General features: G+C 68.3%; 24 protein-coding genes. 10 read left to right on the top strand and 14 right to left on the bottom strand.

All coding sequences use genetic code 11. From position 1 onward, the window contains the following. Nucleotides 1–161: 161 nt before the first annotated feature. From V2S85_RS21010 to V2S85_RS21000, 3 genes are all read right to left on the bottom strand, one after another. Nucleotides 162–1,172 (bottom strand): helix-turn-helix domain-containing protein, encoded by a 1,011-nt coding sequence (locus V2S85_RS21010; RefSeq protein ID WP_330704767.1) that lies wholly within the window; start codon nt 1,170–1,172, stop codon nt 162–164. A gap of 166 nt (nt 1,173–1,338) precedes the next feature. Continuing rightward, nucleotides 1,339–3,615 (bottom strand): phosphoenolpyruvate--protein phosphotransferase, encoded by a 2,277-nt coding sequence (ptsP, locus tag V2S85_RS21005; RefSeq protein ID WP_330704766.1) that lies wholly within the window; start codon nt 3,613–3,615, stop codon nt 1,339–1,341. A 144-nt stretch (nt 3,616–3,759) separates the two neighbouring features. Then, nucleotides 3,760–3,915 (bottom strand): YdcH family protein, encoded by a 156-nt coding sequence (locus V2S85_RS21000; RefSeq protein WP_330704765.1) that lies wholly within the window; start codon nt 3,913–3,915, stop codon nt 3,760–3,762. A gap of 262 nt (nt 3,916–4,177) precedes the next feature. Between V2S85_RS21000 and V2S85_RS20995 the strand changes: the two genes are divergently transcribed. The 7 genes from V2S85_RS20995 (at nt 4,178) to V2S85_RS20965 (ending at nt 10,183) form a co-directional block, all read left to right on the top strand. Then, a complete protein-coding gene (locus V2S85_RS20995) occupies nt 4,178–4,375 on the top strand; it encodes a YdcH family protein (RefSeq protein WP_330704764.1) in 198 nt (65 codons plus the stop codon). Between the two features lie 227 nt (nt 4,376–4,602). Further along, on the top strand, nt 4,603–5,091 hold the full coding sequence (locus tag V2S85_RS20990) for a DUF1465 family protein (protein WP_330704763.1): 489 nt from the start codon (nt 4,603–4,605) through the stop codon (nt 5,089–5,091). 74 nt (nt 5,092–5,165) lie between these two features. Next, nucleotides 5,166–6,062 (top strand): MBL fold metallo-hydrolase, encoded by an 897-nt coding sequence (locus V2S85_RS20985; protein ID WP_330704762.1) that lies wholly within the window; start codon nt 5,166–5,168, stop codon nt 6,060–6,062. Between the two features lie 630 nt (nt 6,063–6,692). After that, entirely contained in the window at nt 6,693–7,679 is a 987-nt protein-coding gene (nadA, locus tag V2S85_RS20980; RefSeq protein ID WP_330704761.1) for a quinolinate synthase NadA, read from the top strand. Between the two features lie 238 nt (nt 7,680–7,917). Next, nucleotides 7,918–8,265, top strand: coding sequence for a hypothetical protein (locus V2S85_RS20975; RefSeq protein ID WP_330704760.1), 348 nt, complete (start codon nt 7,918–7,920; stop codon nt 8,263–8,265). An 83-nt stretch (nt 8,266–8,348) separates the two neighbouring features. Continuing rightward, nucleotides 8,349–10,028: a YbaL family putative K(+) efflux transporter gene (gene ybaL / locus V2S85_RS20970; RefSeq protein WP_330704759.1), complete on the top strand. Its 1,680-nt coding sequence runs from the start codon at nt 8,349–8,351 to the stop codon at nt 10,026–10,028. Then, a complete protein-coding gene (locus V2S85_RS20965; protein WP_330704758.1) occupies nt 10,025–10,183 on the top strand; it encodes a hypothetical protein in 159 nt (52 codons plus the stop codon). Before ybaL ends, V2S85_RS20965 begins: the two co-directional genes overlap by 4 nt. A gap of 4 nt (nt 10,184–10,187) precedes the next feature. Here V2S85_RS20965 and V2S85_RS20960 read toward each other — a convergent pair whose 3' ends face one another. From V2S85_RS20960 to V2S85_RS20950, 3 genes are all read right to left on the bottom strand, one after another. Continuing rightward, on the bottom strand, nt 10,188–10,670 hold the full coding sequence (locus V2S85_RS20960) for a hypothetical protein (protein ID WP_330704757.1): 483 nt from the start codon (nt 10,668–10,670) through the stop codon (nt 10,188–10,190). Between the two features lie 165 nt (nt 10,671–10,835). Further along, the gene (locus V2S85_RS20955; RefSeq protein WP_330704756.1) at nt 10,836–11,924 is read right to left on the bottom strand and encodes a L,D-transpeptidase family protein; all 1,089 of its coding nucleotides are present in this window, start codon (nt 11,922–11,924) and stop codon (nt 10,836–10,838) included. A 117-nt stretch (nt 11,925–12,041) separates the two neighbouring features. Next, nucleotides 12,042–12,512, bottom strand: a complete 471-nt coding sequence (locus tag V2S85_RS20950) for a peptidylprolyl isomerase (protein ID WP_330704755.1) — start codon at nt 12,510–12,512, stop codon at nt 12,042–12,044. 236 nt (nt 12,513–12,748) lie between these two features. Here V2S85_RS20950 and mgtE point away from each other — a divergent pair, with 236 nt between their 5' ends. Next, nucleotides 12,749–14,194 (top strand): magnesium transporter, encoded by a 1,446-nt coding sequence (mgtE, locus tag V2S85_RS20945; protein WP_330704754.1) that lies wholly within the window; start codon nt 12,749–12,751, stop codon nt 14,192–14,194. Nucleotides 14,195–14,352: 158 nt separating this feature from the next. Then, nucleotides 14,353–14,748: a DUF1489 domain-containing protein gene (locus tag V2S85_RS20940; protein WP_330704753.1), complete on the top strand. Its 396-nt coding sequence runs from the start codon at nt 14,353–14,355 to the stop codon at nt 14,746–14,748. A gap of 269 nt (nt 14,749–15,017) precedes the next feature. On the opposite strand, the gene virB11 is transcribed toward V2S85_RS20940, so the two are convergent. From virB11 to V2S85_RS20900, 8 genes are all read right to left on the bottom strand, one after another. Continuing rightward, the gene (gene virB11 / locus V2S85_RS20935) at nt 15,018–16,061 is read right to left on the bottom strand and encodes a P-type DNA transfer ATPase VirB11 (protein WP_330704752.1); all 1,044 of its coding nucleotides are present in this window, start codon (nt 16,059–16,061) and stop codon (nt 15,018–15,020) included. Nucleotides 16,062–16,067: 6 nt separating this feature from the next. Then, nucleotides 16,068–17,147, bottom strand: coding sequence for a TrbI/VirB10 family protein (locus V2S85_RS20930; RefSeq protein ID WP_330704751.1), 1,080 nt, complete (start codon nt 17,145–17,147; stop codon nt 16,068–16,070). Between the two features lie 3 nt (nt 17,148–17,150). After that, nucleotides 17,151–18,074, bottom strand: coding sequence for a TrbG/VirB9 family P-type conjugative transfer protein (locus tag V2S85_RS20925; protein ID WP_330704750.1), 924 nt, complete (start codon nt 18,072–18,074; stop codon nt 17,151–17,153). Then, nucleotides 18,071–19,315: a type IV secretion system protein gene (locus tag V2S85_RS20920; RefSeq protein WP_330704749.1), complete on the bottom strand. Its 1,245-nt coding sequence runs from the start codon at nt 19,313–19,315 to the stop codon at nt 18,071–18,073. The genes V2S85_RS20925 and V2S85_RS20920 overlap by 4 nt, the downstream gene beginning before the upstream one ends. A 4-nt stretch (nt 19,316–19,319) precedes the next feature. Further along, on the bottom strand, nt 19,320–21,749 hold the full coding sequence (locus V2S85_RS20915) for a VirB4 family type IV secretion/conjugal transfer ATPase (protein WP_330704748.1): 2,430 nt from the start codon (nt 21,747–21,749) through the stop codon (nt 19,320–19,322). A 28-nt stretch (nt 21,750–21,777) separates the two neighbouring features. Then, the gene (locus V2S85_RS20910; RefSeq protein ID WP_330704747.1) at nt 21,778–22,059 is read right to left on the bottom strand and encodes a VirB3 family type IV secretion system protein; all 282 of its coding nucleotides are present in this window, start codon (nt 22,057–22,059) and stop codon (nt 21,778–21,780) included. 4 nt (nt 22,060–22,063) lie between these two features. Beyond that, nucleotides 22,064–22,402 carry a TrbC/VirB2 family protein gene (locus tag V2S85_RS20905; RefSeq protein WP_330704746.1) on the bottom strand — a complete coding sequence of 113 codons (339 nt, stop codon included), beginning with the start codon at nt 22,400–22,402 and terminating at the stop codon, nt 22,064–22,066. A gap of 263 nt (nt 22,403–22,665) precedes the next feature. Further along, nucleotides 22,666–23,040 (bottom strand): hypothetical protein, encoded by a 375-nt coding sequence (locus V2S85_RS20900; protein ID WP_330704745.1) that lies wholly within the window; start codon nt 23,038–23,040, stop codon nt 22,666–22,668. A gap of 328 nt (nt 23,041–23,368) precedes the next feature. Between V2S85_RS20900 and V2S85_RS20895 the strand changes: the two genes are divergently transcribed. Continuing rightward, a complete protein-coding gene (locus V2S85_RS20895) occupies nt 23,369–25,009 on the top strand; it encodes a hypothetical protein (RefSeq protein WP_330704744.1) in 1,641 nt (546 codons plus the stop codon). The last annotated feature ends 22 nt before the right edge of the window (nt 25,010–25,031 follow it).

Here is a 25,031-nt window from a genome sequence, read left to right as displayed (position 1 = left end):
CAATGGACCGGCTTCAGGTGTTGCCCGAAGTCGCCCCCGCCTGTCGAGGCAGGGCAGGACGGAAAATCGTGTAAAAGCGCTTGGAGTCCGCATGGAAATCCACTGGAAGCGGATTTCGCGGTACCGGCCCGGGCGCCCATAAGGGCATCCCGGAAAAAGCCTCACTGGATCGACGAGGGCAGCAGCGATTCCGGGGTCGGCGCTTCAGTGGGCCCGCTTTCGGCGGTCGGACGCGGTGCGGGACCACGCTCCTGCCGCCGGGCGGGACGCTGGGCCGCGGTCGGAGCGCGCGTGGACGGCACGGTGCGGGCTGCCGGGGCGGACGGCGCCGCGATCGGCAATATCGCCACTGGGGCGGGAGAAGCGGGCGGTGAGGACGGCTGGCCCGCCGGATTGCCACGCGCCCGCAGGTCCGCAGCGGCGAGCGACACGCCCGAAATCAGCTGCGGTTCGGTGGAGAGCGGCGGAAGCGGCTGGCCGCCGATCGATATCTGCAGCGCGTCGGGGCGGCCGGTGCGCAGTTGCAGGCCGGCCTGGCCGTCCGGCACCGTCCAGCTCTCACCCTTGGCGAGTTCCTTCTGGAGCAGTTGGTCGCCCTTCGCATCGGTCACCTTGACCCAGACCTTGTCCCCGGTCGCGGTGAGCACCACCGGACCATCGGCCAAGGCGGGCGGCGGCGCCACCGGCTGCGGCCTGGGCGCGGCAACGGGAGCCTCCGTCTGGTCGGCGACGAGATCGGGCAGTTCGCCTTCGGGCGAGAGGAAGTTGCTCCAAAACGCCAGCACCACGGCCAGCACGACGATGACCCCCGCCACCGCCACCCAGGCCAGCCGCCGCGTCGGCACGCGCGCGGGATCGCCGGGTTCGAAGCTCGGCAGCGTCTCGACCCGCTGCGGCGCGTCGTGATCGAGCTGTTCGCGCACCTTGGCGGCGATGATCCGCTCGTCGAGCCCCACGGCGCGCGCATAAGTCCGGGCAAAGCCCACCGCATAAGTCCGCGCGGCAAGGTCGCCGAGACGATCCTCTTCCAGCGAGATCAGATGCCGCTCGGCGATCTTGGTCTGCGAGGCGATCTCGGAGCGGGACTTGCCCAACGCTTCCCGCGCCGCGCGAAGCTGGCTTCCGACGCTCTGCGGCCCGCGCGCAAGACCTTGGGTTTCGAGGTTTTCCATTCCGCTCCGTTAGGCGTGGTAAATGCGACCAGAATGTGCGTAACCAAACCCTCTGACCGGATAAAGTCAATCAGTCGGTGCCGTTCCGGCTAAAATTATACGGTAAATCAGGCTTCGGCGGGCGTTGGAACCGGAACATGGTGCGAACCGGTTCCATTTACCCCCGTCAATCGACGGAAATGTCGCGCTCCGCCGCCCAGGCCGCCATCGCGCCGCGCAAGTCGGCCGGCGGCGCGTCCAGCCAGCCTTCGACGGCGGCGGCGATCTCGGGCAGGTCCACCTTGCCGACCAGTTCCTTGATCGGGCCCACCGCCGCCGGGGTGATCGACAGCCGCCTGACGCCAAGGCCTAGCAGCGCCAGCGCCTCCAGCCGGCGCCCGCCCATCTCGCCGCACACACTGATGTCGACGCCGGTGCCGTCCAGCGTGCGCACCACGCGGCGGATGAAGCGCAGGATCGCCGGGCTCAGCCAGTCGTAGCGCTCCGCCAGCTTGGGATTGGAACGATCGGCGGCGAACAGGAACTGCGTGAGGTCGTTGGTGCCGATCGACAGGAACTGGATCTTGGGCGCCAGCAGGTCCAGCTGCTCCGCCAGCGAAGGCACTTCGAGCATCACGCCGTAGCGGATCGCCTCGGGCAGTTGCTTCTTCTGGCGGCGCAGATAGGCGAGCTGCTGGTCGAACACCGCCTTGGCGGCATCGAACTCCCACGGCTCCGCGACCATCGGGAACATCACGTTGAGCGGCCGCCCCGCCGCCGCTTCCAGCAGGGCGCGGGCCTGCGCCTTGAGCAAGGCGTCGCGCTCCAGCGCCACGCGCAGCGCGCGCCAGCCCATCGCCGGGTTTTCCTCCCCCTCGCCGTCGTCGTGGCGCAAGTACGGCAACGTCTTGTCGCCGCCGATATCGACGGTGCGGAACACCACCGGTCGCTCGCCCGCGGCATCCATCACGTCGCGGTAGAGCCGCGTCTGCTTCTCGCGCTGGGGGAGCGTGGCGGAGACGAGGAACTGGAATTCGGTGCGGAACAGGCCGATGCCATCGGCACCGGTGGAGTTGAGGTTGGCGACGTCGTCGCGCAGCCCCGCGTTTATCATGACCCTGATCCGGGTGCCGTCGCGCGTGGTGGCGGCCACGTCGCGCATGCCGGCATAGACTGCCTGGCGCTCGCGGCTCTTGGCGAAGCGGGCGTCGAACGCCTCGACCACGCCCGCCGACGGGCGCACCATCGCCGTGCCTTGCTCGGCATCGAGCAGCAGTGGATCGCCCTCGCGCACGACCCCGCGCAGCCCCCGCACGCGGCCGAGCACCGGGATGCCCATGGCCCGCGCGACGATGACGACGTGGCTGGTGAGCGAGCCTTCCTCGAGGATCACGCCCTTCAGGCGCCGCTTGTCGTATTCCAGCAGTTCCGCCGGACCAAGGTTGCGCGCGATCAGGATCGCGTCGTTCCTGAGGCCCATCGAGGCCGCCGTGCCGATCTGGCCCGAGACGATCCGCAGCAGGCGGTTCGCCAGATCCTCCAGATCGTGCATGCGGTCCGCCAGCAGCGGGTCGTCGATCTGGCGCATGCGCATGCGGGTGCGCTGCTGCACGCGCTCGATCGCCGCTTCCGCCGTCAGGCCGCTGTCGATCGCCTCGTTGATGCGGCGCGTCCAGCCCTCGTCGTAAGCGAACATGCGATATGTATCGAGCACTTCCTCGTGCTCGCCGCCCATGCCGAATTCGGCCTGGTTGGCCATGCGGTCGATCTGCTCGCGCATGCGATCGAACGCCAGGATCACGCGCTGGCGCTCGGCCTCGGTGTCCTCGGCGACGATGTGCTCGATGGTGACGCGCGGCTGGTGGTAGACGGCGACGCCCGAGGCGAGGCCCTTGACCAGGGTAAGACCGCGCAGTTGCTCCGGCCCGGTCTGGGCGGCGGTGAGCGCGCGGGCGTCCTCCTCGTCGATAAGGTCGGCGTTGACGATGAGTTCGGACAGCACCATCGCCACCGTCTGCAGCGCCTCGATCTCCACTTCCTCGTAGCGGCGCGGTTCGACGTGCTGGACGCAGAGCGCGCCCACCGCCCGCTCGCGCCGCACGATCGGCACGCCGGCGAAGGAGTGGAACTTGTCCTCGCCCGTTTCCGGGCGGTACATGAAGTCGGGGTGCGCGGCCGCCTCGGCGAGGTTGAGCGTCTCGATCCGGTCCGCGATCGAACCGACGAGGCCCTCTCCCACCGCCATGCGGGTGACGTGGACGGCTTCCTGCGCCAGGCCGCGCGTCGCGAAGAGTTCGAGCATGCCTTCGCGCAGGAGGTAGATCGAACAGACCTCGCTATCGAGGCATTCGCCGATCACCTCCACGACGTTGTTGAGCTTGGCCTGCGCATTGCTGCGCGAAGCCATCACCTCGTGAAGGCTGGTGAGGATGGTCCGGGCTGCTTCGACGGCTCCGCTGGTCATTCGTCTGGCGTAACGCAAAGTCATCGCTTTGGGAACGCAGCGGATGCCGTCGAATCAGGTTATGCGGATGTTATCGGGAAATTCCCGCCGTACCTTCGGAGGCTCCGGTGCAATTCTCCGCTCGATCAGGCCCTCCCGTCGCGCTCAGAATCGCGCGATTTCTTCCTTGAGGCGCAGCTTGCGCCTCTTGAGGGACTGGACGATTGCGGCATCAGGGATCGGGCGGCTCAATTCCTCGTGGATCTGCCGTTCGATACCGGCATGCTTGAGCTGCAGAGCGCTGACGTGCGAATTATCCATTGGACGTTCCTCCTTATAGGGGCCGGACCCTTGCGAACGGTGCCTTCCGAGCCGACTGCTGGGCAAGGCGAATGGCGAGCGACCTGTTCGGCGACTCGGCATTGGTGATCCGGCGCAAGAAACAAGGAACCACATCCGGGACACCTTGCGAAGACCCCTCTTGCTTCATATCGGTGAATCGCGTGAATCCTGCGTTGGCGAGAATCGATTCTCCATGGCATCGATGACGCAACAAGTGGCTCGAATACTGAGGAATTCCGGGTTGACCGAAGAGGAAATGCGCAAGCGCCTGGAGATCCTGCGGGTCGAACACCGCGATCTCGACGCGGCGATCGACGCGCTGATGAATGCCGGGGCCGGCGACATGCTGCAGATCGCCCGCCTGAAGAAGCGCAAGCTGCGCCTGAAGGACCAGATCGCCCAGATCGAGGACTATCTGATCCCCGACATCATCGCCTGATACCGCCAGTCCCAGGGTAAACGCCGCTGCAACGACGTTGCCCGCAGCGCCCGTCGCCCGCCGCCGGATCGGCCTGCTGAATCGACGGATTTGCGCCATTTCCGGGTAATTTCGGTTAACGTGCGTTCACCCTGCGACGTACCGTTCAGGGACAGCGCGTAATTAGCGCCGGAAATTCGATTCGCCCCGGTTGCCGCCGATTCGCGGCTGGGAAATATGGTCGCACCATGCCGATCACCGCGACCATCAATCCCCGCATCGTCGAGGCGCTCTATTGCGAGGCGCTCGTGCTCTCGGACGAGGTCCGCACCGCGTTTACGCTGTCGGGACGGCTCGATGCCGCCGGGATGGCCGCAGGGATCGACGGCGACGCGGGCCGTGTCGCATTGTCCAGCGAGGGGCTGCGCACGACCACGCGGATGATGCATGCGATCGCCTGGCTGCTCAACCACCGCGCCTATTTCATGGGCGAGATCAGTGATTTGCAACTACGCCGCCATGGCCGCCTGTCGCCCGCGATGCGCCAGTCCGACCCGGCGCACGCGCTGCTGCTCGCCCCCGAGACGGCGCAACTGGTCGAGATCACCCGGCGCTTCTACGACCGCCTGCTGCGACTGGACCAGGCCTGGCGCCTGACCTCGCCCGCCGCCACCGGCGCGATCCAGCGCCTGCGCGAGCGGATCGAGGCCCCCGTCCTCCCCGGCGTCGCGGTGTGAACCGAACGGCACTCAAAGGGTACACAACCGCCACCAAGGTCGACACGGCGCCGCATACACTCCATATCGCGCCCATGAACGCCTTTACCGAGATCGACCGGCCCTACGCCGTCGCCGAAAGCATCGGCCCGCTGGTCCGGCGCGTGCTGGCGCGCAACCCTTCGCCCTTCACGTTCACCGGCACGCAGACCTACCTGGTGGGCGATCGCGGCGAAGTCGCCGTCATCGATCCGGGCCCCGACGAGGCCGAGCATCTCGACGCGCTGATGGCGGCGATCGGCGCGGACCGGGTCGTGGCGATCTGCTGCACGCACACCCACCGCGACCATTCGCCCGCCGCCGCCCCGCTCTCGGCCCTGACCGGCGCCCCCGTCGTCGGCTGCGCGCCGCTGGTGCTGAGCGACGATGGCCCGCGCGCCGATGCCTCGTTCGACGCGGACTATGCGCCTGACCGCGTGCTGGCCGATGGCGAGACGGTGACCGGCAAGGGCTGGACCCTGCGCGCCGTGGCGACGCCGGGGCATACCTCGAACCACTTGTGCTTCGCGCTGGAGCAGGACGGCACCCCGACCGGCGCGCTGTTCACCGGCGATCATGTGATGGGCTGGTCCACCAGCGTCGTCTCCCCGCCCGACGGCGACATGAGCGACTACATGGCCAGCCTCGCCCGGCTCTACGAGCGCGAGCAGGACACCGTCTACTATCCCGCCCACGGCCCGGCGGTGGACAAGCCGCGCCAGCTGGTGCGCGGCATGATCGGCCACCGCCGCCAGCGCGAACGCCAGATCCTGCGCCAGATCGAAGCGGGCCACGCCACCATCGCCGCCATGGTGCCGCAGATGTACAAGGGCGTCGACGAACGGCTCTGGCCGGCCGCCGGGCGCTCGGTGCTCGCGCATCTGATCGACCTGGAGAAGCGCGGACTGGCGCTGCGCGACGGCGATGCATGGACGCTGGTCGCGGCGGGCTGACGGCAGCGCTTCGCGCTCAATTCCACCCGCACCGTTCACGCCGAGCGGGTTGAAGGGTGAGGGCATCTTGCGCCACGCGGCGGGGCCTTCGACAAGCTCAGGCTGAGCGGGGTTTGGAGGTCCGGATTGGGTGAGTAGCTGTCGTCAGTTCCTCCCCGGGACGGGGAGGGGGACCACCCGCAGGGTGGTGGAGGGGCACCCTCGGTTTGCATGCCACCGCGTTGATACGCTTCCCAATGCCCGCCGATCGAGGTCTGGCGATCCACCGCGTGCCCCTCCACCATGCTTCGCATGGTCCCCCTCCCCCAAGGGGGAGGAATGGGGCGTAACTTGCGATCGCCTCCCCTTCGCCGATCGCAAGTCTGCAGAAGAATCACGCAAAGACGCGTAGGAGCAGCACCTTCGGCGAAACCGCGTATTCACCCGGCGCTGCGGCCTACGGGTAGTTGCATAAGGGCATGAGCCATAGGCTCGAAGCGATGCCCCTGCCTCTCCGCGCCCCTGCGTGACCCGTTTCTTTCTTTCAGGCCATGATCCCGGACCGAAGATTCCGCTTGGGTCCGCGCCCTCGCATCCCTACATACGCCGCGCCCGGAGCAAGGTCCGGGCGAGGATGTAACAGGGACGACCATGACCGTAATGCCCGCCGACCTCTCAGGTATCGACGTGCGCGCCGAAATCGAGCGCCTGCGCAAGGAGCGCAATGCGGTCATCCTCGCTCACTATTACCAGAAGCCCGAACTGCAGGATCTCGCCGATTTCGTGGGCGACAGCCTCGAACTCAGCCGCAAGGCCGCCGAGACCGACGCCGACGTCATCGCCTTTTGCGGCGTGAAGTTCATGGCCGATACGGCCAAGATCCTCTCGCCCAACAAGATCGTCGTGCTGCCCGACATCAACGCCGGCTGCAGCCTGGAAGATTCCTGCCCTCCGGAGAAGTTCAAGGCGTTCCGCGAGGCGCATCCCGATCACATCGCGCTGACCTACATCAACTGCTCGACCGAGGTGAAGGCGCTGTCCGACGTCATCGTCACCAGTTCCAGCGCCGAGACGATCCTGCAGCAGATTCCGCTGGACCAGAAGATCATCTTCGGCCCCGACCGTCACCTCGGCGGCTACCTTTCGCGCAAGTTCAACCGCGAGATGCTGCTGTGGCCGGGCGTGTGCATCGTGCACGAGGCGTTCAGCGAGACCGAACTGCTCAAGCTGCGCGCCCAGCATCCGAACGCGCCGATCGCCGCGCACCCGGAATGCCCGCCGCACATCGTCGATCATGCGGACTACGTCGGCTCGACCAGCGGCATCCTGCAGTATGCCAAGACCATGCCCGGCGACACGCTGATCGTGGCGACCGAGCCGCACATCATCCACCAGATGCAGCTGGCGATTCCGAACAAGACCTTCATCGGCGCGCCCGGTGCGGACGGCAACTGCAACTGCAACATCTGCCCCTACATGGCGCTGAACAATCTCGAGAAGCTGTACATCGCCCTGCGCGACCTCAGCCCCCGCGTCGAGATCGAGGAGCCACTGCGCCTCGCCGCGAAGAAGAGCCTCGACCGCATGCTGGAAATGGCCAGCGGCACGGTGGGCAAGGGCGATCTGGGCGCGCGTTGAGCCCATTCCTCCCCGGCACGGGGAGGGGGACCACTCGAAGAGTGGTGGAGGGGCACGCGCCGGACGGCGTGCCCTCGAAGGACCGCGCTTTTCCCGGGCGCGCAGCACGGGTTGGACGATCCCGAGGGTGCCCCTCCACCATGCTGCGCATGGTCCCCCTCCCCCGTCGGGGGAGGAACTGGCGAAACATCTTCGCGCTTCCTATGTTGTATGGGAACGAACCGGGGAGCCCTGAAGCTTGCGTGATGTCCTCATCCTGAGGAAACTGAAGGTCTGGTGCCTGCTGCTGCTGGCCGCCGTCTTCGCGCATGCCCTGATCCCGATCGAGGCCCGCGCCTCCGGCTCCGCGTTCAGTCCCTCGACCGTGGAAGTGTCGACCGGGCACGCACCGCGCGCGGTGACGATCCGGCAAGCCGCTGCGCAGCGAGACCCGCTCGGCGGCGGGCTGGGGCTGGCGGTGCTCGCCGATTACGCCGTGCCTGGCGATGTCCGGGTCACGCCGCCGCGCCCCGCAGCGACCGGCCCGCCGGCCCGCCCCGGTCGGCGCTGCGCCCTCGCCCAGCCCCGCGCCCCGCCCTTCGCCTGACACGCCGCCGGATCGAACCGTTCGATCCGCCGTTTCAGCAATGCCCCGGCCATGCGCCCGGGCAGCGAAGCACGGGACGTTCAATGCCTCATCACACTCCCCTCATCGGCACGATAGTCGCCGGTCTGGTGATCGCCTTCTTCATGGGGGCGCTCGCCCATCGCCTCAAGGTATCGCCCATCGCGGGCTACCTTCTCGCCGGCGTTCTCGTCGGCCCCTTCACCCCCGGCTTCGTCGCCGACGCGGGCCTTGCGCAGGAACTGGCCGAGATCGGCGTGATCCTGCTGATGTTCGGCGTCGGCCTGCACTTCTCCCTGCGCGATCTGCTGGCGGTGAAGGCCATCGCCATCCCCGGGGCGCTGGTGCAGATCGCCGCCGCCACGCTGCTGGGCATCGGCATCGGCCACATGATGGGCTGGACCCTCGCCGCCGGCTTCGTGTTCGGCCTCGCGCTGTCGGTGGCGAGCACCGTCGTCCTGCTGCGCGCGCTGCAGAGCCGCAACCTCGTCGAGACCGAGCGCGGGCGCATCGCCGTCGGCTGGCTGATCGTCGAGGATCTCGTCATGGTCCTGGCGCTGGTGCTGCTGCCGGCGCTCGCCTCGGCGCTGTCGGGCGGGGACGGGGCGGCGACCTTGCCCTGGGTGATCTCGACCACGCTGCTCAAGGTCGCGGGCTTCGTGGCGCTGATGCTGATCGTCGGCCGCCGGGTGCTGCCCTGGGCGCTGCACTGGGTGGTCCACACCGGATCGCGCGAACTGTTCCGCCTTGCCGTCCTTGCGGTGGCGCTGGGCGTGGCGTTCGGGGCGGCCTACGTGTTCGACGTCAGCTTCGCGCTGGGGGCGTTCTTCGCCGGCATGATCCTGGGCGAGACGCAGCTCTCGCGCCGTGCCGCCGAGGAGACGCTGCCCTTGCGCGATGCTTTCGCGGTGCTGTTCTTCGTCTCGGTCGGCATGCTGTTCGACCCCTCGGTGGTGACCGAGCAGCCGATTCCGCTGCTGGTGACGGTGCTGACGATCGTGGTCGGCAAGTCGCTCGCGGCCTGGGTGATCGTACGGGCCTTCGGCCACCCGAACGACACGGCGATGACGATCTCGGCCAGCCTGGCGCAGATCGGCGAGTTCTCGTTCATCCTGGCCGGGCTCGGCGCCGGGCTGGGACTGCTGCCGGAGGCGGGTCGCGACCTGATCCTGGCGGGGGCGATCATCTCGATCTTCCTCAACCCGTTCATCTTCAACTTCGCGGTCGGCAGCACCGGCGCGGTGAAGAAGAAGCAGGAGGAGGACGCCGAACAGGCCGAGATCGAGCACGAGAAGAAGCGCGAGGAGCACGTCATCCTCGTCGGCTACGGCCGCGTCGGCAAGCTGGTGGCGCGCGGCCTGCGCGCCGCGCCGACGGCGGTGCTGCTGGTCGAGGCGCAGGGCGACCTCGCCCGGCAGGCGCGCGCCGACGGCTTCGAGGTGGTCACCGGCAATGCCGTCGATCCCGAAGTGCTGAAGGAAGCGGGGATCGAACGGGCCCACCGCATGCTGATCGCGATACCCGAGGGGTTCGAGGCCGGGGCGATCTGCGATGCCGCCAAGGCGCTGCGCCCCGACCTCTCGGTGATCGCCCGCGCCCATTCGGACGAGCAGTTCGAACACCTCGTCGAACACGGCGCCGACAAGGTGGTGATGGGCGAGCGGGAGATCGCCCGCCAGATGCTGGAACTGATCGGGGCGGGCGCCGGGCGCATCACCGCCGTGCCCTCGGGCCGGTCGGCATGAGGATACGCTCGAACAGGCCCCGGCGCAGGCCGCCGGGCTGGTTCAGGTGGGCAGTGCTGGGCGGGATGCTGCTGGCGGTGGCGTTGCCGGCCGCCTGCGTCCTCGGCCACGGGGAGCTGCCGGGCTACGGCACCTTCCCGTCGCTGGGACACTGAGGGATCAGAACTTCGCCTGGACGCCCGCCGCAAGATAGTGGTCGCCGACATTGAGCTTGGCGGCGAGGAACGGCGCCAGCGGCATCGCGGCGGTGCCGTAGGCGCGCAGGTCGTTGCCGATCAGGCGGGCGCCCAGGCCCAGGGTGAACGACATCGGCAACGTGTAGGTGGCCTCCACCTTGCCGAAGATCTTGGTGCCCGAATTGTCGCAGCGCCCGTCGCCGACCTGTTCGTCGTCCGACCGGCGGAAGCACTGCGAGTTGTCCTCATAGTAGCCGTCGTGGTCGCGCTTGTGGAAGAAGGCGCCGACGCCCGGCGTGATCGCGAAGCCGCCATCCTGGATTACCGGCACCCCGACGGCGAGTTCACCGCCCCAGCTGCCTTCGGAACGGGCGACGTTGGCCTCGGCGGTGACGGTGGAAGCGGCGGCCGGATGCGCGGCGACCAGCGCGAAAGTGCCGGCAAGCGCGGCGAGACGGATCTTCATGGGGTGGGGGCTCCCTGTCCTCGTAAACGATGACCAAGCGCTAGATACCGCGATGCAGCGAGACAAGCCGCGCGGATTCGCCCTGCCCCGTCAGGGACTCGGCCCGTCGCGTCGCCGCCCCGCCATCGTCATCGCGCCCGTGGCGAAGCAATGACGGAAGGGCTTTCAGGCTTCGAACAGCACCTGCGTCCCCGCATGGACCATCTGCGCGAGGCGCGCGGCGTCCCAGTTGGTCAGCCGCACGCAGCCGTGGCTTTCGGTGCGGCCGATCGTCTGCGGCTCGGGCGTGCCGTGGATGCCGTAGTGCTCCTTGGACAAGTCGATCCACACCACCCCGACCGGCCCGTTGGGACCGGGGGCAAGGCGCTTCTCCTTGTCCTTCCCGCTGGCATCCCAGAACAGGTCCGGGTCGTACTGGTAATCGGGATTGCGCGAGACGCCCCTGATCTTCCACTCGCCCAGCGGCAGCGGATCGTGCCCGCTGCCGGTGGTGACGGGAAACTGCGCGATCAGCCTGCCGGCCTTGTCGAAGGCCTGCAGCGTACCCGCCGACTTGTCGACCACGACCTTCTCGGCGGTCGGCTGCTCGCCCGCCACGCCCAGGCGCTGGAGCGTGTCGGCCCAGCCCCTCTGATCGCCCTCGATGCGCGCTACCGGCACGTTGGCGATCGCCGGCACCCGCACCGTGGTCCCCGCCCCGACTTTCGTGCCATGACCGTTGAGCGCCACCAGCGTATCGGGCGTGGTGTGGAAGCGCTCCGCCAGCGCCTCCGTCAGCGAACGGTAGCCGAGATGGTCGTAGGACGCCTGCTGGGAGGTCTTGGTCGGCAGATCGCGCACGAAAGGCCCGCGCGCGAAGGCGGCGGGGATCACCACCAGCCGCGTCGCCGCCGCAACCCCGCCCTGCCCTTTCTGCCCCTGGAACAACGCCTGCTGCGTCGCCGGATCGAGATTCCCGGTCTGCGGCAACCCGCGCGCCTGCTGGAACCCGGCGAGGGCGAGGTGATACGACTGCCCCTCCCGCCCGTCGATGACGCCCGGCGAGAAGCCCAGCCGGTCGAGCGCGACTTGCGCGCGCATCTGCAGGCTGTCGGCCGCCTCGGTCTCTCCCCCGCCGGGGGCATCGGCGAAGGCGAGCGTGTCGGAATTCGTCGCGCGCGCGCCCGTTTGCTGCCCCGTTTGCTGCTGGGCCTGCTGCCCGCACGAGGCCAGCAGCACGAAACACGAGAGGCTGAGGGGAACGAGACGTTTCAAGCGGCACCCATTTGTTATGATTCTGTTGCTTTGAAAACGCCCCGAAACCGGGAAAGCTCCGCAAATGAAAAGGGCGGCCCCGCAGGACCGCCCTTCACTGTTCCGCTTCGGGACCGATCAGCCTTCGCTGACGGTCGCCTTGACGATCTTGCCCGGCTCGCGCGGCGGCTCGCCCTTGGGCAGCGCGTCGACGTGCTCCATGCCTTCGACCACCTGGCCCCAGACGGTGTACTGGTTGTCGAGGAAGGTCGCGTTGTCGAACACGATGAAGAACTGGCTGTTGGCCGAGTGCGGCGCGCTGGTGCGGGCCATCGAGCAGACGCCGCGAACGTGCGGCTCGGCGTTGAATTCGGCCTTCAGGTCGGGCTTGGACGAGCCGCCCATGCCGGTGCCGTTGGGGCAGCCGCCCTGCGCCATGAAGCCCGGGATCACGCGGTGGAACTTGACGCCGTCGTAGAAGCCTTCGCCGGCCAGTTCCTTGATGCGCTCGACGTGGCCGGGGGCCAGGTCGGGGCGCAGCTTGATCTTGACGTCGCCGCCCTCGCCGTTGCCGGTGTCGAGCGAGAGAGTGAGGAATTCTTCAGCCATTGCCTGTCTCCATGAGGCCGGTGCCCGAGGGCGTTCCGGTGAACTTTGGCGCCCGATATAAGCGATGGCGCGGCAATGTCACGGGGGGAGCGCAAGACCACCTCTGCCACCACTCCCGTCGCCCTGAACCTGTTTCAGGGTGATGAAGTGGAAGATGGCGTGCTCATCTGGCAAAACTGCCCGAACCGGCCCTGCCCCCGGTTGCAATTGCGAAATAGCCGCGTAGACCGGCCCAGATGAGCGAAGCGGACCTCAAGCACGACCCGGCGGACGAAACGGAAGGCACCGTGCGCCCCGAGTCGGCGCAATCCGCACCCGAATCCGAATCGCTCGACGAGGACAACCGCCTCAAGCCCGAGTTCGTGCGCAGCGTGAAGGAGGCCCTCGACGACGAGGATACCGACCGCGTCTACGACCTCGTCGAAGGCCTGCACCCCGCCGACATCGCCGACCTTTTCGAACTGGTCGACGAGCGCGAGCGCCTGACGCTCGCCAGCGCGATCCGCGACCTCATGGGTTCGGAAGTCATCGCCGAACTCAACGACTGGGTCCGCGAACTGCTGGTCGAGGCGCTGCCCGCCGACGTCGTCGCCGAGATCGCCGAGCAGCTCGACACCGACGACGCCGTCGCGATGCTGGAAGACCTCGACGAGAAGGACCAGCAGGCCGTCCTCGCCGAGATGGAGCCGGAAGACCGCGCCGCCATCGAATCGGCGCTGTCCTATCCGGAGGAATCCGCCGGCCGCCTGATGAGCCGCGAGCTTGTCGCGGTCCACGAATCGATGACGGTGGGCGACCTCATCGATTTCCTGCGCGAGCACCGCGAACTGCCGACCGAGTTCTGGGAAGTGTTCATCGTCGATCCGATGCACCGCCCGATCGGCACCTGCGCGCTCTCGTGGATCCTGCGCACCCCGCGCAACATTCCGCTCTACGACGTCATGGCCCGCGACCAGACGCTGATCCCGGCCGACATGGACCAGGAGGAAGTCGCGCTGCGCTTCCAGAAGTACGCGCTGATCTCGGCGGCGGTGGTGGACCCTGCGGGCCGCCTGATCGGCCAGATCACCGTCGACGACATCGTCCACATCATCCAGGAAGAAGCGGGCGAGGACGCCCTGCTGCTGTCCGGCGCGGGCGATGGCGACATCAACGAGCCGATCCTGCTGACCGTGCGCGCGCGCCTGACCTGGCTGGTGGTGAACCTGGCCACGGCGATGCTGGCGGCCTCGGTCGTCGGGCTGTTCCAGGGCGCGATCACGCGGTTCGCGCTGCTGGCGGTGCTGATGCCGATCGTCTCGGGCATGGGCGGCAATGCCGGCACCCAGACCCTGGCGGTGGCGGTGCGCGCCATCGCCACCAACCAGCTGACCGATTCCAACACCGTCAGGATGATCCTGCGCGAATTCCGCATCGCGCTGGCCAACGGCTTTGCACTGGGGCTGCTGATCGGCGTGGGGACGTGGCTGATCTTCTCCAACCCGCTGCTGGGCGCGGTGATCGCCTCGGCCATGGTCATCAACAACCTCGTGGCCGGGCTGATGGGCATCCTGGTGCCGGTGGCGCTGGACAAGTTCAACGTCGATCCGGCAGTGTCCTCGGCGGTCTTCGTGACCACGGCGACGGACACGATGGGCTTCTTCTCGTTCCTCGGCCTCGCGGTGGTGGTGGGGCTGGCCTGACGCCAGCGCTTTTCGGCTGGGGCTTCGACAAGCTCAGCCTGAGCGGCATTTAAAAGACCTGCTCTCAACCCGCTCAGGCTGAGCTTGTCGAAGCCCCATCGGCAGGGCGCTGCAATGGCGATCTTTCATGCCCGCCCGTAAGCGACTATCTACGCCCCATGCCGCTCAACATGACCAAGATCGCCTTCTCCGCGACAAGCCCCGCGTCCCTGCGGGCATGGCTGGAAAGCCACCCGGACGAGGCGCTGATGACCACCCGCTACTTGCCCAAGCGGCACGAGGAGATGATCGGCGGCTCGCTCTACTGGATCTTCGAGCATGCCCTGATCGGCCGCTCGCCGATCGAGCGGTTCTCGCAGCGCGAGGACGGGCGCTGGCACATCCACCTCCAGCCGCGCCTGATCCCCGTCGTCACCCAGCCCAAGCGCGCCCATCAGGGCTGGCGTTACCTGAGCGAGGAGGACGCTCCCCGCGACCTTGCGGCAGGCGAGAGCGCGAGCGACGCGATGCCGCCCAAACTGGCGCGCGAACTGGCGAAACTGGGGCTGGTCTGACCCTAGGCGGCGTGGACACATTCCTCGCGGTCACGACCGGAGGCAAAACCCGTCAATTCAAGGAGGCGAGGCGTAGGACTATGTCGATAGTTCAAGCCGAGCCGACGCAGAAGTGGCGGGTTTTGGTCCATCCCCTTAGGGGTAGCCTCCATTTGCCCCCCCGGGCCGCGTTGCACGGCCTTGAAAGAGAACCACTCTTCCTGCGCCCGCAGCCCTCGCCGGGGGGCTAATGGGGGCTATCGTGACCGCGAGGAATGTGTCCACGCCGCCTAGACCAGCGTGCGGCTCTCCGCGATCGCCGAGATGCCGCGCTTGCCGCCGCTGCGGTCCAGCTGCACCACGATGTCGATCACCGAGGCCGCATATTCCAGCGTCTCCGCGCGGGTCAGGCCGATCCCGGTCTGCATCGACATCAGCGCGATCTGCTCCAGCGCGCCGCGCGGCGTATTGGCGTGGACGGTCGAGAACGAACCCGGATGGCCGGTGTTGATCGCCCGCAGGAAGCTGACCGTCTCGGTGCCGCGCAGCTCACCCAGCACGATGCGGTCGGGGCGCAGGCGCAGCGCCGCCTGCAACAGGTCGTTGGCCGAGACCTTGGCCTCGCCCAGTTCGCCCTTGACCGCGATCAGGCCCACTCCGTTGGCGCCCGGCAGGCGCAGTTCGGCGGTGTCCTCCACCAACACCACCCGCTCGTCCACCGGGATTTCCGAGAGCATGGCGTTGAGGAACGTCGTCTTGCCGGTCGATGTGCCGCCCGAGATCAGGATCGTGCGCCGCCGCCGGATCGCATCGCGCAGGAACGCGATCGGCTCGGCCATCGGATCGGGCATCGGCGTTTCGACGGGCGCCGCGATCGGCCCGCGATCGTAGGCGTCCAGAGGCAGTTCCAGCAGCCGGTGCCGCCGGATCGCCAGCGCCCAGTTGGCGCGCGTCGCGGGCGGGCCGACCAGCTGGATGCGCGCTCCGGCCCCCGCTTTCCCGTCATGCCCGCCATAGGCCGGCAGCGTCGCCGACAGCAGCGGATGCTCGCGGTTGATGCCCTGGTGGCTGATCCGCGCGACCTGCTCGGCCAGGCGCTGCAGCAGGCGGTTGTCCATCTGCGGCAGCGTGATGCACTGCATGCCGGACAGGGCGGCGTCCTCCACCCAGATCTCGCCGGGGCGGTTGACGAGGATCTCGGTCACCGTCTCCTTGTCCAGCCAGGGGCGCAGCGGCGCCAGATAGGCGTCGAGATAGACACTGCGAGGCTCGGCCACGGGCGGCGGCGCCTCAGGCATCGCGCGATCGGGCTGCAGGGTCAGGACTTCGGCCATGATGCGTCACTGCGCCGTGCTGAAATCGAGATCCTTGGCGGTGAACACGCGGATCGGCTCGCCCTGGCGCACGCGGATCGTCGGCCCGATCTGCGAATTGCCGCTGCCGGCAAGCGCGGAACCGCTGTTGACGATCACGCTCGAACCGCTCGACGCCAGCGTGGTCAGCCCGCCGACCACCGACATCAGCACTGCCGATCCGAAGCGCTCGAAGAAGTGGCTGTTGACCTTGCCGGCAAGCCCCGTCTCGCCGCCGAAGGCGACCGCCGGAGAGCCGAGGTTGACCGAGACGCCGTCCGGCCGGATCAGCCGCGACCAGATCACGTAGGCGCGCTTCTGGCCGGTGGTCATGCCGCTCTTGTACTGGCCGATCAGGCGCGAGGAGCGCGGGATCAGCACATGCCTGCCATCGAAGCTGCGCACGTCGGTCGAGACGATGGCACGCACGTAGCCGGGCACGTCGGTGTCGATCGCGGTCTCCAGCACCGCCGGGATCAGCGTGCCCTGGGTGACCGTGGTGGCCGGGTCGAACGAGCGGGCGGCCGAGGCGGTCGAGCCGGTGCCGCCGACGCGCGCGGCGAAGTCGTCGTTGGGATTGCCACCCGCCTTGGCCGCTTCCCCGGCAAGGCCGGCGACCGGCACCGCCGCGCCGCTTCCGGCGTCGAACACGATGGTCGGGCTGGCATAGCGGTTGACCTGCGGCGCGGCGGCAGCGTTCACGCCCGGATCCGCCGCGAGCACCGGAGCCGGCGCGGGCGCGGGCAGCGGCGCCGCAGCCGGAGCGGGCACCGCCGGCGCGGGCACGGCGGCAACGGCCGGAGCAGGCGCGGCGGCCACGGGCGACGGCGCGACCGGCGCGGCGTCCACCGGACCGTTGCGCGCGGAATCCATCGACCACAGCGTCAGCCCGCCCAGCGCGGCGACCACCAGAACCCCGGCGGCCAGCCCCAGCCCGTCCGCCTTCTTGCGCTGCGTGACCTGCGGCAGGACATTGCGCGTGGCGAGGTCGATGACCTGCGCCCCTTCGCCGTCACGCGGATCGGCCTGCGTGGCGATGCGTTCGCGCAGCGAGGAGTTGGGCGCCATCGATCAGTTCCCCTGGGAGACAGGCGCGGACGCGGGCGTCGGCGCGGGTGTATTGGCGGCGACCGCCGGAGCAGTGGCCGGGTTCGAAATCGCGGCGGGAGCGGGGACCGGAGCCCCTGAAGCTGCCGTCGCCACCGCTGCCGCCTTCGGCACGGCCAGCGGGCGCAGCGCCAGCGGACGCGAGTTGACCAGTTCCGCCTTCGACTTGCCCGAACGCAGCACGATCGTATCGGGCACCGCGTCGATGACGATCGTGGTGCCGCGCACGGCGTAGTTGACCGGGCCTTCGTCGCCCTTCTCGTTGGTGACGAGGATCGCCGGCACCGGCGCCTTGTCCGGCCACAGCAGGTAAGTCGAGGTGCCGTCGTCGTAGATGCGCGAAGGCATCAGCCGCTCCACCCCGGCGCGCTTCCACGCGAAGTTGAGCGCCGCCGGATCGGCGGGCAGCGCGGCCGGATCGCCCGAGGCGATGGCCTGTTCGGCGGGATCGAGCGCGGCGACGGCAACGGGCGCCGCTTCGGCCTTCTTCGGCTCGTCCTTGTAGGTGAAGCGCAGCATGTACAGCGGCTTCGCCTTGGCCGAGGCGACGAGGTCGAAGAAATAGGTGTGGCGGTTGGTCACCACCGTCATGTTGGTGCGCGCGGTCTCGTCCAGCGGCTTCACGAAAAGCAGGTCGGCGCGCTTGTTGGGGGTGATCTGCCAGGTCTGCGAATCGCCGACCGCGACGTTCTCGATCGCCTCGCCGTCACCGAAGGCGATGGTTGCCTGGACGCCGGCCTTGCCGTCGATGCGCACGACCTCGCTCTCGCTATAGGCATGGGCGACGAGCCGCTCGTCCGCCCGAGCCGGTACGGCCAGCGCGAGCGCGGCCAGGCTGCATGCCAGTGCGGTGCCGAACGCGGCTTTGCGCAAAGGTGCGCGGGTCATCGTGTCTTCTCCTTCGCCGGCAATCTGCCGGTGTCGTTCGATGCGCTGCGGAACCGGCTGCCGATCCCTTTCGCGCGCGTGGCCGAATCGCCCTGACGGAGAGGTTCGATCCCCCCGCCCGCGACTTGCGTTACCACGGTTCGTCGGTCGCTTGAACGCATTGGACTCTCGCTGCCCGTCGCCGCGGCCCCGCCCGCCGCCGCGGCCGCCGCCGAGACGGTCGCGGTGCGGCTCTGGTATGCGGAAACGGAAAGCGCGGCCGCCGCGGCCGGAGCCGGCGCCGAGGCCTGCCCTTGCGGCGCATCGCGGGTCCGCTCGGCGGCGCCGAGGCCGAAGACCTGCCAGCCGGTCACCATCGTCGCGGCAACTTTCACCACCATCGCCATCAGCGCGACGTGGACCGAGGCGACCAGGAAGAACGCCATCGCCCCGCGCCCGTCGATCTCGCCGGCATTGGCGTTCTGCACGAGGCCGGAGATGATCGGCACCAGCAGCTCCAGCGTGATCCCGCCGCCCAGCACCACGAACAGCGGCGTCACGGCGGTCAGCACCACCCCGCGCAGCCATCCGGCGGTAAGGCCCCGGGTGCCTCCGAACAGGGCCATCACCACGAAGATCGGGCCCAGCGCCAGCAGCACCGCCAGCGCGATGCGCGCGGTCAGCAGTACCCCCACGGTGCCCAGCAGCAGCAGCAGCGCGCCCATCCACATGACGCTTTCGGGGGTGAACAGGCCGCCCGCGCCCTTGGCGGCGATGGCCGCGCCTGCCGCTCCGGCGCCGCTTTCGGACGCACCGCCGGCGGCCTGGCTGGTCGCTTCGGAAATGTCGTTGATGGCGCCGAACACGATGTCGATGCGGTCGCCGAACAGCTGCGTCGCCGACCCCTTGGCGCCCATCAGGATACCCGCGATCCAGTCCGGTCCCCCGATCGCGAGGTTCCAGACGACGCCCTGGTAGGCGACCCAGCTGGTCGCGAACGTCAGCACCACGCCCAGCCGCAGCATGCGCGGTGACAGCGCCGAAATGCCGAGGCTGGAACGCCCGGTCAGCAGCGAAAAGGCGAAGAACGCGATGTAGAGCGTCAGCACGATCGTCAGCACCGGGGCCATTGCGCCGCCTGCCCCGAACAGGCGCCCGAAGGCCCCCGCCGCCATCTCGTTCGCCACGCAGTCGACCGCGCGCAGCGCCGGGGCGACGCCGGCGGAGGCGACTTCGGTAAGCTGTTCGCAGGCCTGGCTCATCGCCTTACTCCGCCGCCGCCGTCCAGGGCGCGTCTTCGTCCAGTTCACCCGGCCACTGCATGCCGGTCAGCACCGGATACCAGCTCTCGGGCGCATCGCCGTAGCGTTCGCGCAAGGTGTCGAGCTTGCGCACCGTGCTCTCGCGGCCCGACAGGACGGTCAGCACCTCGGGCATGCCTGAAAGGTCGAGGCGCACCACCACCGAGGCGTCCGACTGGCGGATCAGGAAGCAGCGCGAATGCGCGGGCAGCGTGCGGATGACGTCGAGTTCGTGGCTCGAAAGGCCGAAGCCCTCGCAGTAATCCTCGGCCCGCGCGCGCGAATTGGGCATGAACACCATCGTCGCGGTCTGCTCGACCAGGGCGGTGGCGATCTTGCTGTCCAGCGCGTCGCGCGCGGACTGCGTCGCGAAGCCGACCAGCGCATTGCGCTTGCGCAGCGTCTTGAGCCAGTCGCGGATGCGCGCGGCGAAGACCTCGTCGTCGAGCGCCTTCCAGCCCTCGTCGATCAGGATCATCGTCGGTTCGCCGTCGAGGCGCTCGTCGATGCGGTGGAACAGGTACATCATGACCGGCGTACGCAGGCGCGGGCTTTCCAGCAGCGCGGTCATGTCGAAGCCGAGCACGCGCTGCGACAGGTCGAGGCGGTCGTGCTGGTTGTCGAACAGCCAGCCGTGCTCGCCGCCCTGCAGCCAGGCGTCGAGGCGCGAGGCGAGGTCGCCCGGCTCCGGGCGGCGCGCGCCTGCCAGCAGTTCGCGGAAGTGCGAGAGGCGGCGCAGCGACGGATCGTTGTGGTACGCCGCATCGACCGCATTGGCGATCGCCGCGAGTTCCTCGGGGCCCTTGGCGGCGAGCAGCACGCCCAGCCAGTCGCGCAGGAAGGCGCGGTTGGCGGCGGTGTCGGGCAGAGCGAGCGGGTTGAAGCCGGTCGGATGACCTGCCGCGACACGGCTGTAGGTGCCGCCGATCCCGCGCAGGAACACTTCGGCGCCGCGATCCTTGTCGAACAGGATCGTGCGCGGCGCGAACTTCTGCGCCTGCGCGGCGAGGAAGTTCATGACGACCGTTTTACCCGAACCCGACGGACCGATGACGGTGAAGTTACCGAGGTCGCCCTGGTGGAAGTTGAAGAAGAACGGCGTCGCGCTGGTGGTGGACAGCAGCGTGACCGCGTCGCCCCAGTGGTTGCCGCCCGCCTGCCCCATCGCGAAGCCGTGAAGGCTGCCGAAACAGGCCATGTTGGCGCTGGAAATCAGCGCGCGGCGCACGATGAAATGCTCGTTGCCGGGAAGCTGGCCCCAGAATGCGGGTTCGAGGTTCACGTCCTCGCGTACCGCGACGGCGCCCGCGTCGGCCAGCGAGGCGGCGCACAAGGCGGTCACTTCGTCCAGCGCACCCAGCGAATCGGCACGGACCAGGACCGAGAGGTGATGATCGCCGAAACCGACCGAGCCGGTACCCAGCGCATCGCGCGCGGCCGCCATTTCGCGGCGCTCGGCGATGGCCTCCTCGTCGGCGCTGCGCAGGCGGCGCAGGGCAAGGTCGATCCGCTCGCGCGCGATCTGGCGGTCCGAAGGCGCGTAGCTTTCGGTCAGCACCAGTTCGCAGGGCAGGCGCAACAGCGCGTCGGTGAGGCCGGGCGCGGTCGAATCGGGGTAGTCCTTGAGGCTGACGATCGAACCGAATGTGCCGCCCGTCGCGCCGCGCAGCTCCAGCGCGTCCATGCCGAAGCTGGCGCGCCGATAGGGCAGCATGTGGCCGATGTCGGTCTCGTCCGAAGGACGGCGCACGGGGCGCATCTCGCCGTTATAGAGCGCCGACAGCAGTTCGAGCACTTCCGAACAGCGGCCCGCCGGGGCTTCATAATCACCCAGCAGGCGGGCACCATAGGCCCCCAGCGAGGCGACCATGGCGGAGGCCGCGGCCTTGAGAGCGCGGACGTCACCGGGATCGACCTCGGCGTTCTCGGCGCTCTTGTTCTTCATGAACCGCGCGAGCCTGTCCGCCCAGCCCGCCTTGCCGCGTGCGGGGCGGCGGACCAGGGTGATGAACTGGTCGTTGACGAACAGAGCGCCCGAACCGGTCCTCTCCCGCCAGCGCGCGTCGATGTGCGCGGCGAGCGGATCGTCGAACTGCGCCGCCATCTCGATCTCCACCCGGCGGCGGATGACGTGATGATAGAGCACGAAGCGCGCATCGAGCGCCGAGCGCAGCAGCACCTCGCGCGTGGCGACGTGGGCGTTAAGTTCGTCGCTGTCGGCGGTCTCGAAGGCGAGGCCCGGCACCATCAGCGAGAGCATCACCGAACCGTCGCGCAGGCGCACCACGTTCTCGTCCACGAAAGCCGCGTAAGGCAGCCGGTCGCCGGCGAGCACTTCCCTGGCGCGCAGCTTCGCCATCTGGCCCTTCAGCGGCGATTTGAAGCTCTTGGCCATGCGTTGTCGTCCCCCCGCCGTCTGTCGCCTACGGCGCGTAGCTGTTGCAGCCCCAGCGCTGCCAGTTGGCGATGCGCGGGCATTTGCTGACCTTGGCGATCCACAAGTCGAACACCCGCGGCTCGCGCAGGCAGGCGAGGTAACCGATGCCGTGGATCACCAGCATGGCCGGCAGCGTCCAGAAGCTCTTGGTGATGAGGAATATCTCGGTCACCAGAGCGAAGTTGATGATGAAGAAGCTGTACGTAACGCCCGCGAACATCTGCGGGCGGGTCAGCGCGCGATGGACGGGATAGCGGGCGAGCGTCATCGCCTCAGCCTACCGCCGCCGACTGGATGCCGGTGACGATCGCACCCGCGCCGAACAGGATGAACACGCCGATGATGACGGTCGCGCCGAAGCGCCAGTTCATCCGGCCGGTCAGCATCATGAAGCCGACGGCCGCCACCGCCATGACCGCAACCGCCGTCGCGACGTTGCCCAGCAGCGTGCCCTGCAACCAGCCGAGCGCGGCGACGATCGGACCGGACCCTGCCGGATCCTGCGCCACGGCCTGAGCCTGCGCGAAGCCCGGCGCCAGCAGCGCCGTGATGCCGGCGCCGGCCGCGAGGTGGCGCGAAAAGCGGCTGCGAAGATGTGCGTATCGAATCACTGTGCCCTCCGTATGAGGGCGCAGTGGGCCAGTTCGATGACAAGTGTGTGACGATGGCGCGGCGAAACCGGGCATCGCCCGGTCACACAGACGGAACACGTTAAGGTGCAGCCGCGCGGCGTGACGAGGATGGTTCAATGCAGGATCGTCGCGCTCCATTGCCATGGATACGCCGTCGCGGCTGCTGCGAGCCCGAAGGAAAAGGGCGCCCCTGCTGGCCGTTCAGGCCGGGGCGCCCCTCACACTCGTCGGAAAAAGGAAGATCAGCGCGAGGCCACGGAACTCGCGACGAGCATCTCATGGAGCGCGCGGCGAGCCGCGAAGCGCGAATCCACCCACGAGCCATCGGCCAGTTGCAGGTCATAGCGCACCGAGGTCGAGACGGCGGCGCGATAGGCCGAGAGCGCCTTGGCACTCATGCCCGCACGGGCATAGGCAGCGCCGAGGTTGATGAGCGTGGCAGGATCATCGGACTTCGCCGCGCCGTTAGCCTCCAGCTTCGCCACTGCCTCCTGCGTACGACCAGCGGCGAGTTCGGCATAGGCGACATCGGTAGCCCGATATGCCGGCTCTGCCGTGGCGAGAGACAACGAGGACTGTCCCATCAGGACGGCGGCGGCGAGGATGGAAAGGGACATGGCGATTTCTCCCGTGGACTGGTGCGGTACGAATGCATCGTCCGCCTGAAATCGCTCCCCATCAAGAAAATGACGCAACTGTCATAAAACTGCAATTGAACCGTGCATCGCCCGGCAAACAGCGAGTCGATCGGCACCAACGAGCCCCTGCCCCAGCCCTGACGAAGTCCATCCGCATCGGTGTCGTATTTCAGTCTTATTAATGAAGATTAGTGTCATCGTAGTGCCAACAAAGCGTCACCCCCCTCGCCTAGACGGCGCGAACGACGAGGGGCGGATCGTTAGCGCCCCCGTTCGATCCGTTCGACCTGAACACGGGGGATTCATCGTGAAGAAAATTTCCGGTCTGCTGCTCATGGGCTGCAGCGCATTCGCTCTTGCCGGTTGCGGCGCCGACGACATTTCCTCGCCGGGCGCTGGCTCGATCGACGTCGACATCAACAACCCCACGCCAACTCCCACGCCGACCCCCAGCAGCGGTGTGGTCGAAGCCGCGACCGAATGCCCCGGTTCGGCGGCAACCGGCGGCCTGGCGCTCAGCAACGACGGGATCATCACCGGCCCCGAAGGTTCGTGGCGCGTCTGCACCCTGCCCTCGCTGGTTAACGTCAGCTCGACGCTGCCCAAGCAGGCCGGCGTGATCTACCGCCTCAACGGCCGCGTCGACGTGGGCTGTGACGGCGGCTTCTCGGCGCCGACCTCCGCCGCACCGCGCACCACCAGCACCGTCGCCTGCGCCAGCCGCTCGCTGACCGCCGACACCAACGTCACCCTGACGGTCGAGCCCGGCGTGATCGTCTATGGCGACAGCACCTCGGCACCGGCATGGCTCGCGGTCAACCGCGGCAACAAGCTGATCGCCAACGGCACCGCCAGCAGCCCGATCATCTTCACCAGCCTGCAGAACGTGCGTGGCACCAACACCAACGATTCGCAGGGCCAGTGGGGCGGCGTCGTGTTGCTCGGCCGTGGCATCACCACCGACTGCTCGACCGGCATGGGCACCGTCGCGGGCAACAACTGCGAACGCGTGACCGAAGGCGCCGCCGATCCCGCCAACTTCGGCGGCCGCGACAACACCTACAACGCGGGCAGCATGCAGTACGTGCAGATCCGCTTCTCCGGCTATTCGCTGGCACCCGGCAACGAACTGCAGTCGCTCACCGGCGGCGGCATCGGCACCGGCACCACGCTGGACCACATCCAGTCGGTCAACAGCTCGGACGACGGTTCGGAGTTCTTCGGCGGCGCGCTCAACATGAAGCACTACGTCTCGATCAACGCCGACGACGACAGCCTCGACCTCGATACCGGCGTCCAGGCGAACGTGCAGTACGCCCTGATCATCCAGAAGGCGAGCGCGGGTGACGCGTTCTTCGAGTTCGACAGCAACGGCAACGAAGCCGATACCCCGCGCTCGCGCATCACGATCGGCAACTTCACCGCGATCCAGACCGCAGTGGGTTCGGGCAACAGCGGCGACATGGCCGGCGGCCTGGTGCGCGGCAACGCCGACGCCACCTTCCTCAACGGCGTCATCTACACCCCGGACAACGAGTGCCTTCGCCTGAACGGCTCGGCCCCGGCCGGCACCAGCCCGGCTTCGCTGGTCGCCCACTCGGTGGTCATGACCTGCGGTGGCACGACTCCGGTGCTCGGCACTGGTTCCTACACCGACGCCACGGCGGCTGCGCAGTTCAGCGCCGGCACCAACAACAACGCGACCTTCACCTCGACCCTGACGAGCACTTTCGTCAACGGTTCGGGCGAGACCGCGGTGACGCCGTTCACCAACTACGCCAGCCTGAACGCCTCGGGCCTGACCGACATCTCCAGCTTCTTCACCACGACGACCTACATCGGCGCGGTCCAGAACAGCTCGGACGTCTGGTTCCGTGGCTGGACCTGCGACGCCACCAACGCGAGCCTCGGATCGAACAGCGCCTGCACCGCGCTGCCCACCACCTGATCCGGCCGCCCGCACAGTAACG

It is taken from the genome of Novosphingobium resinovorum (assembly GCF_036352595.1).
Classification (GTDB): Bacteria; Pseudomonadota; Alphaproteobacteria; order Sphingomonadales; family Sphingomonadaceae; genus Novosphingobium; species Novosphingobium resinovorum_B.
Note: the sequence above shows the minus strand (reverse complement) of the source record. Positions and strands in the feature narration are given on the sequence as shown.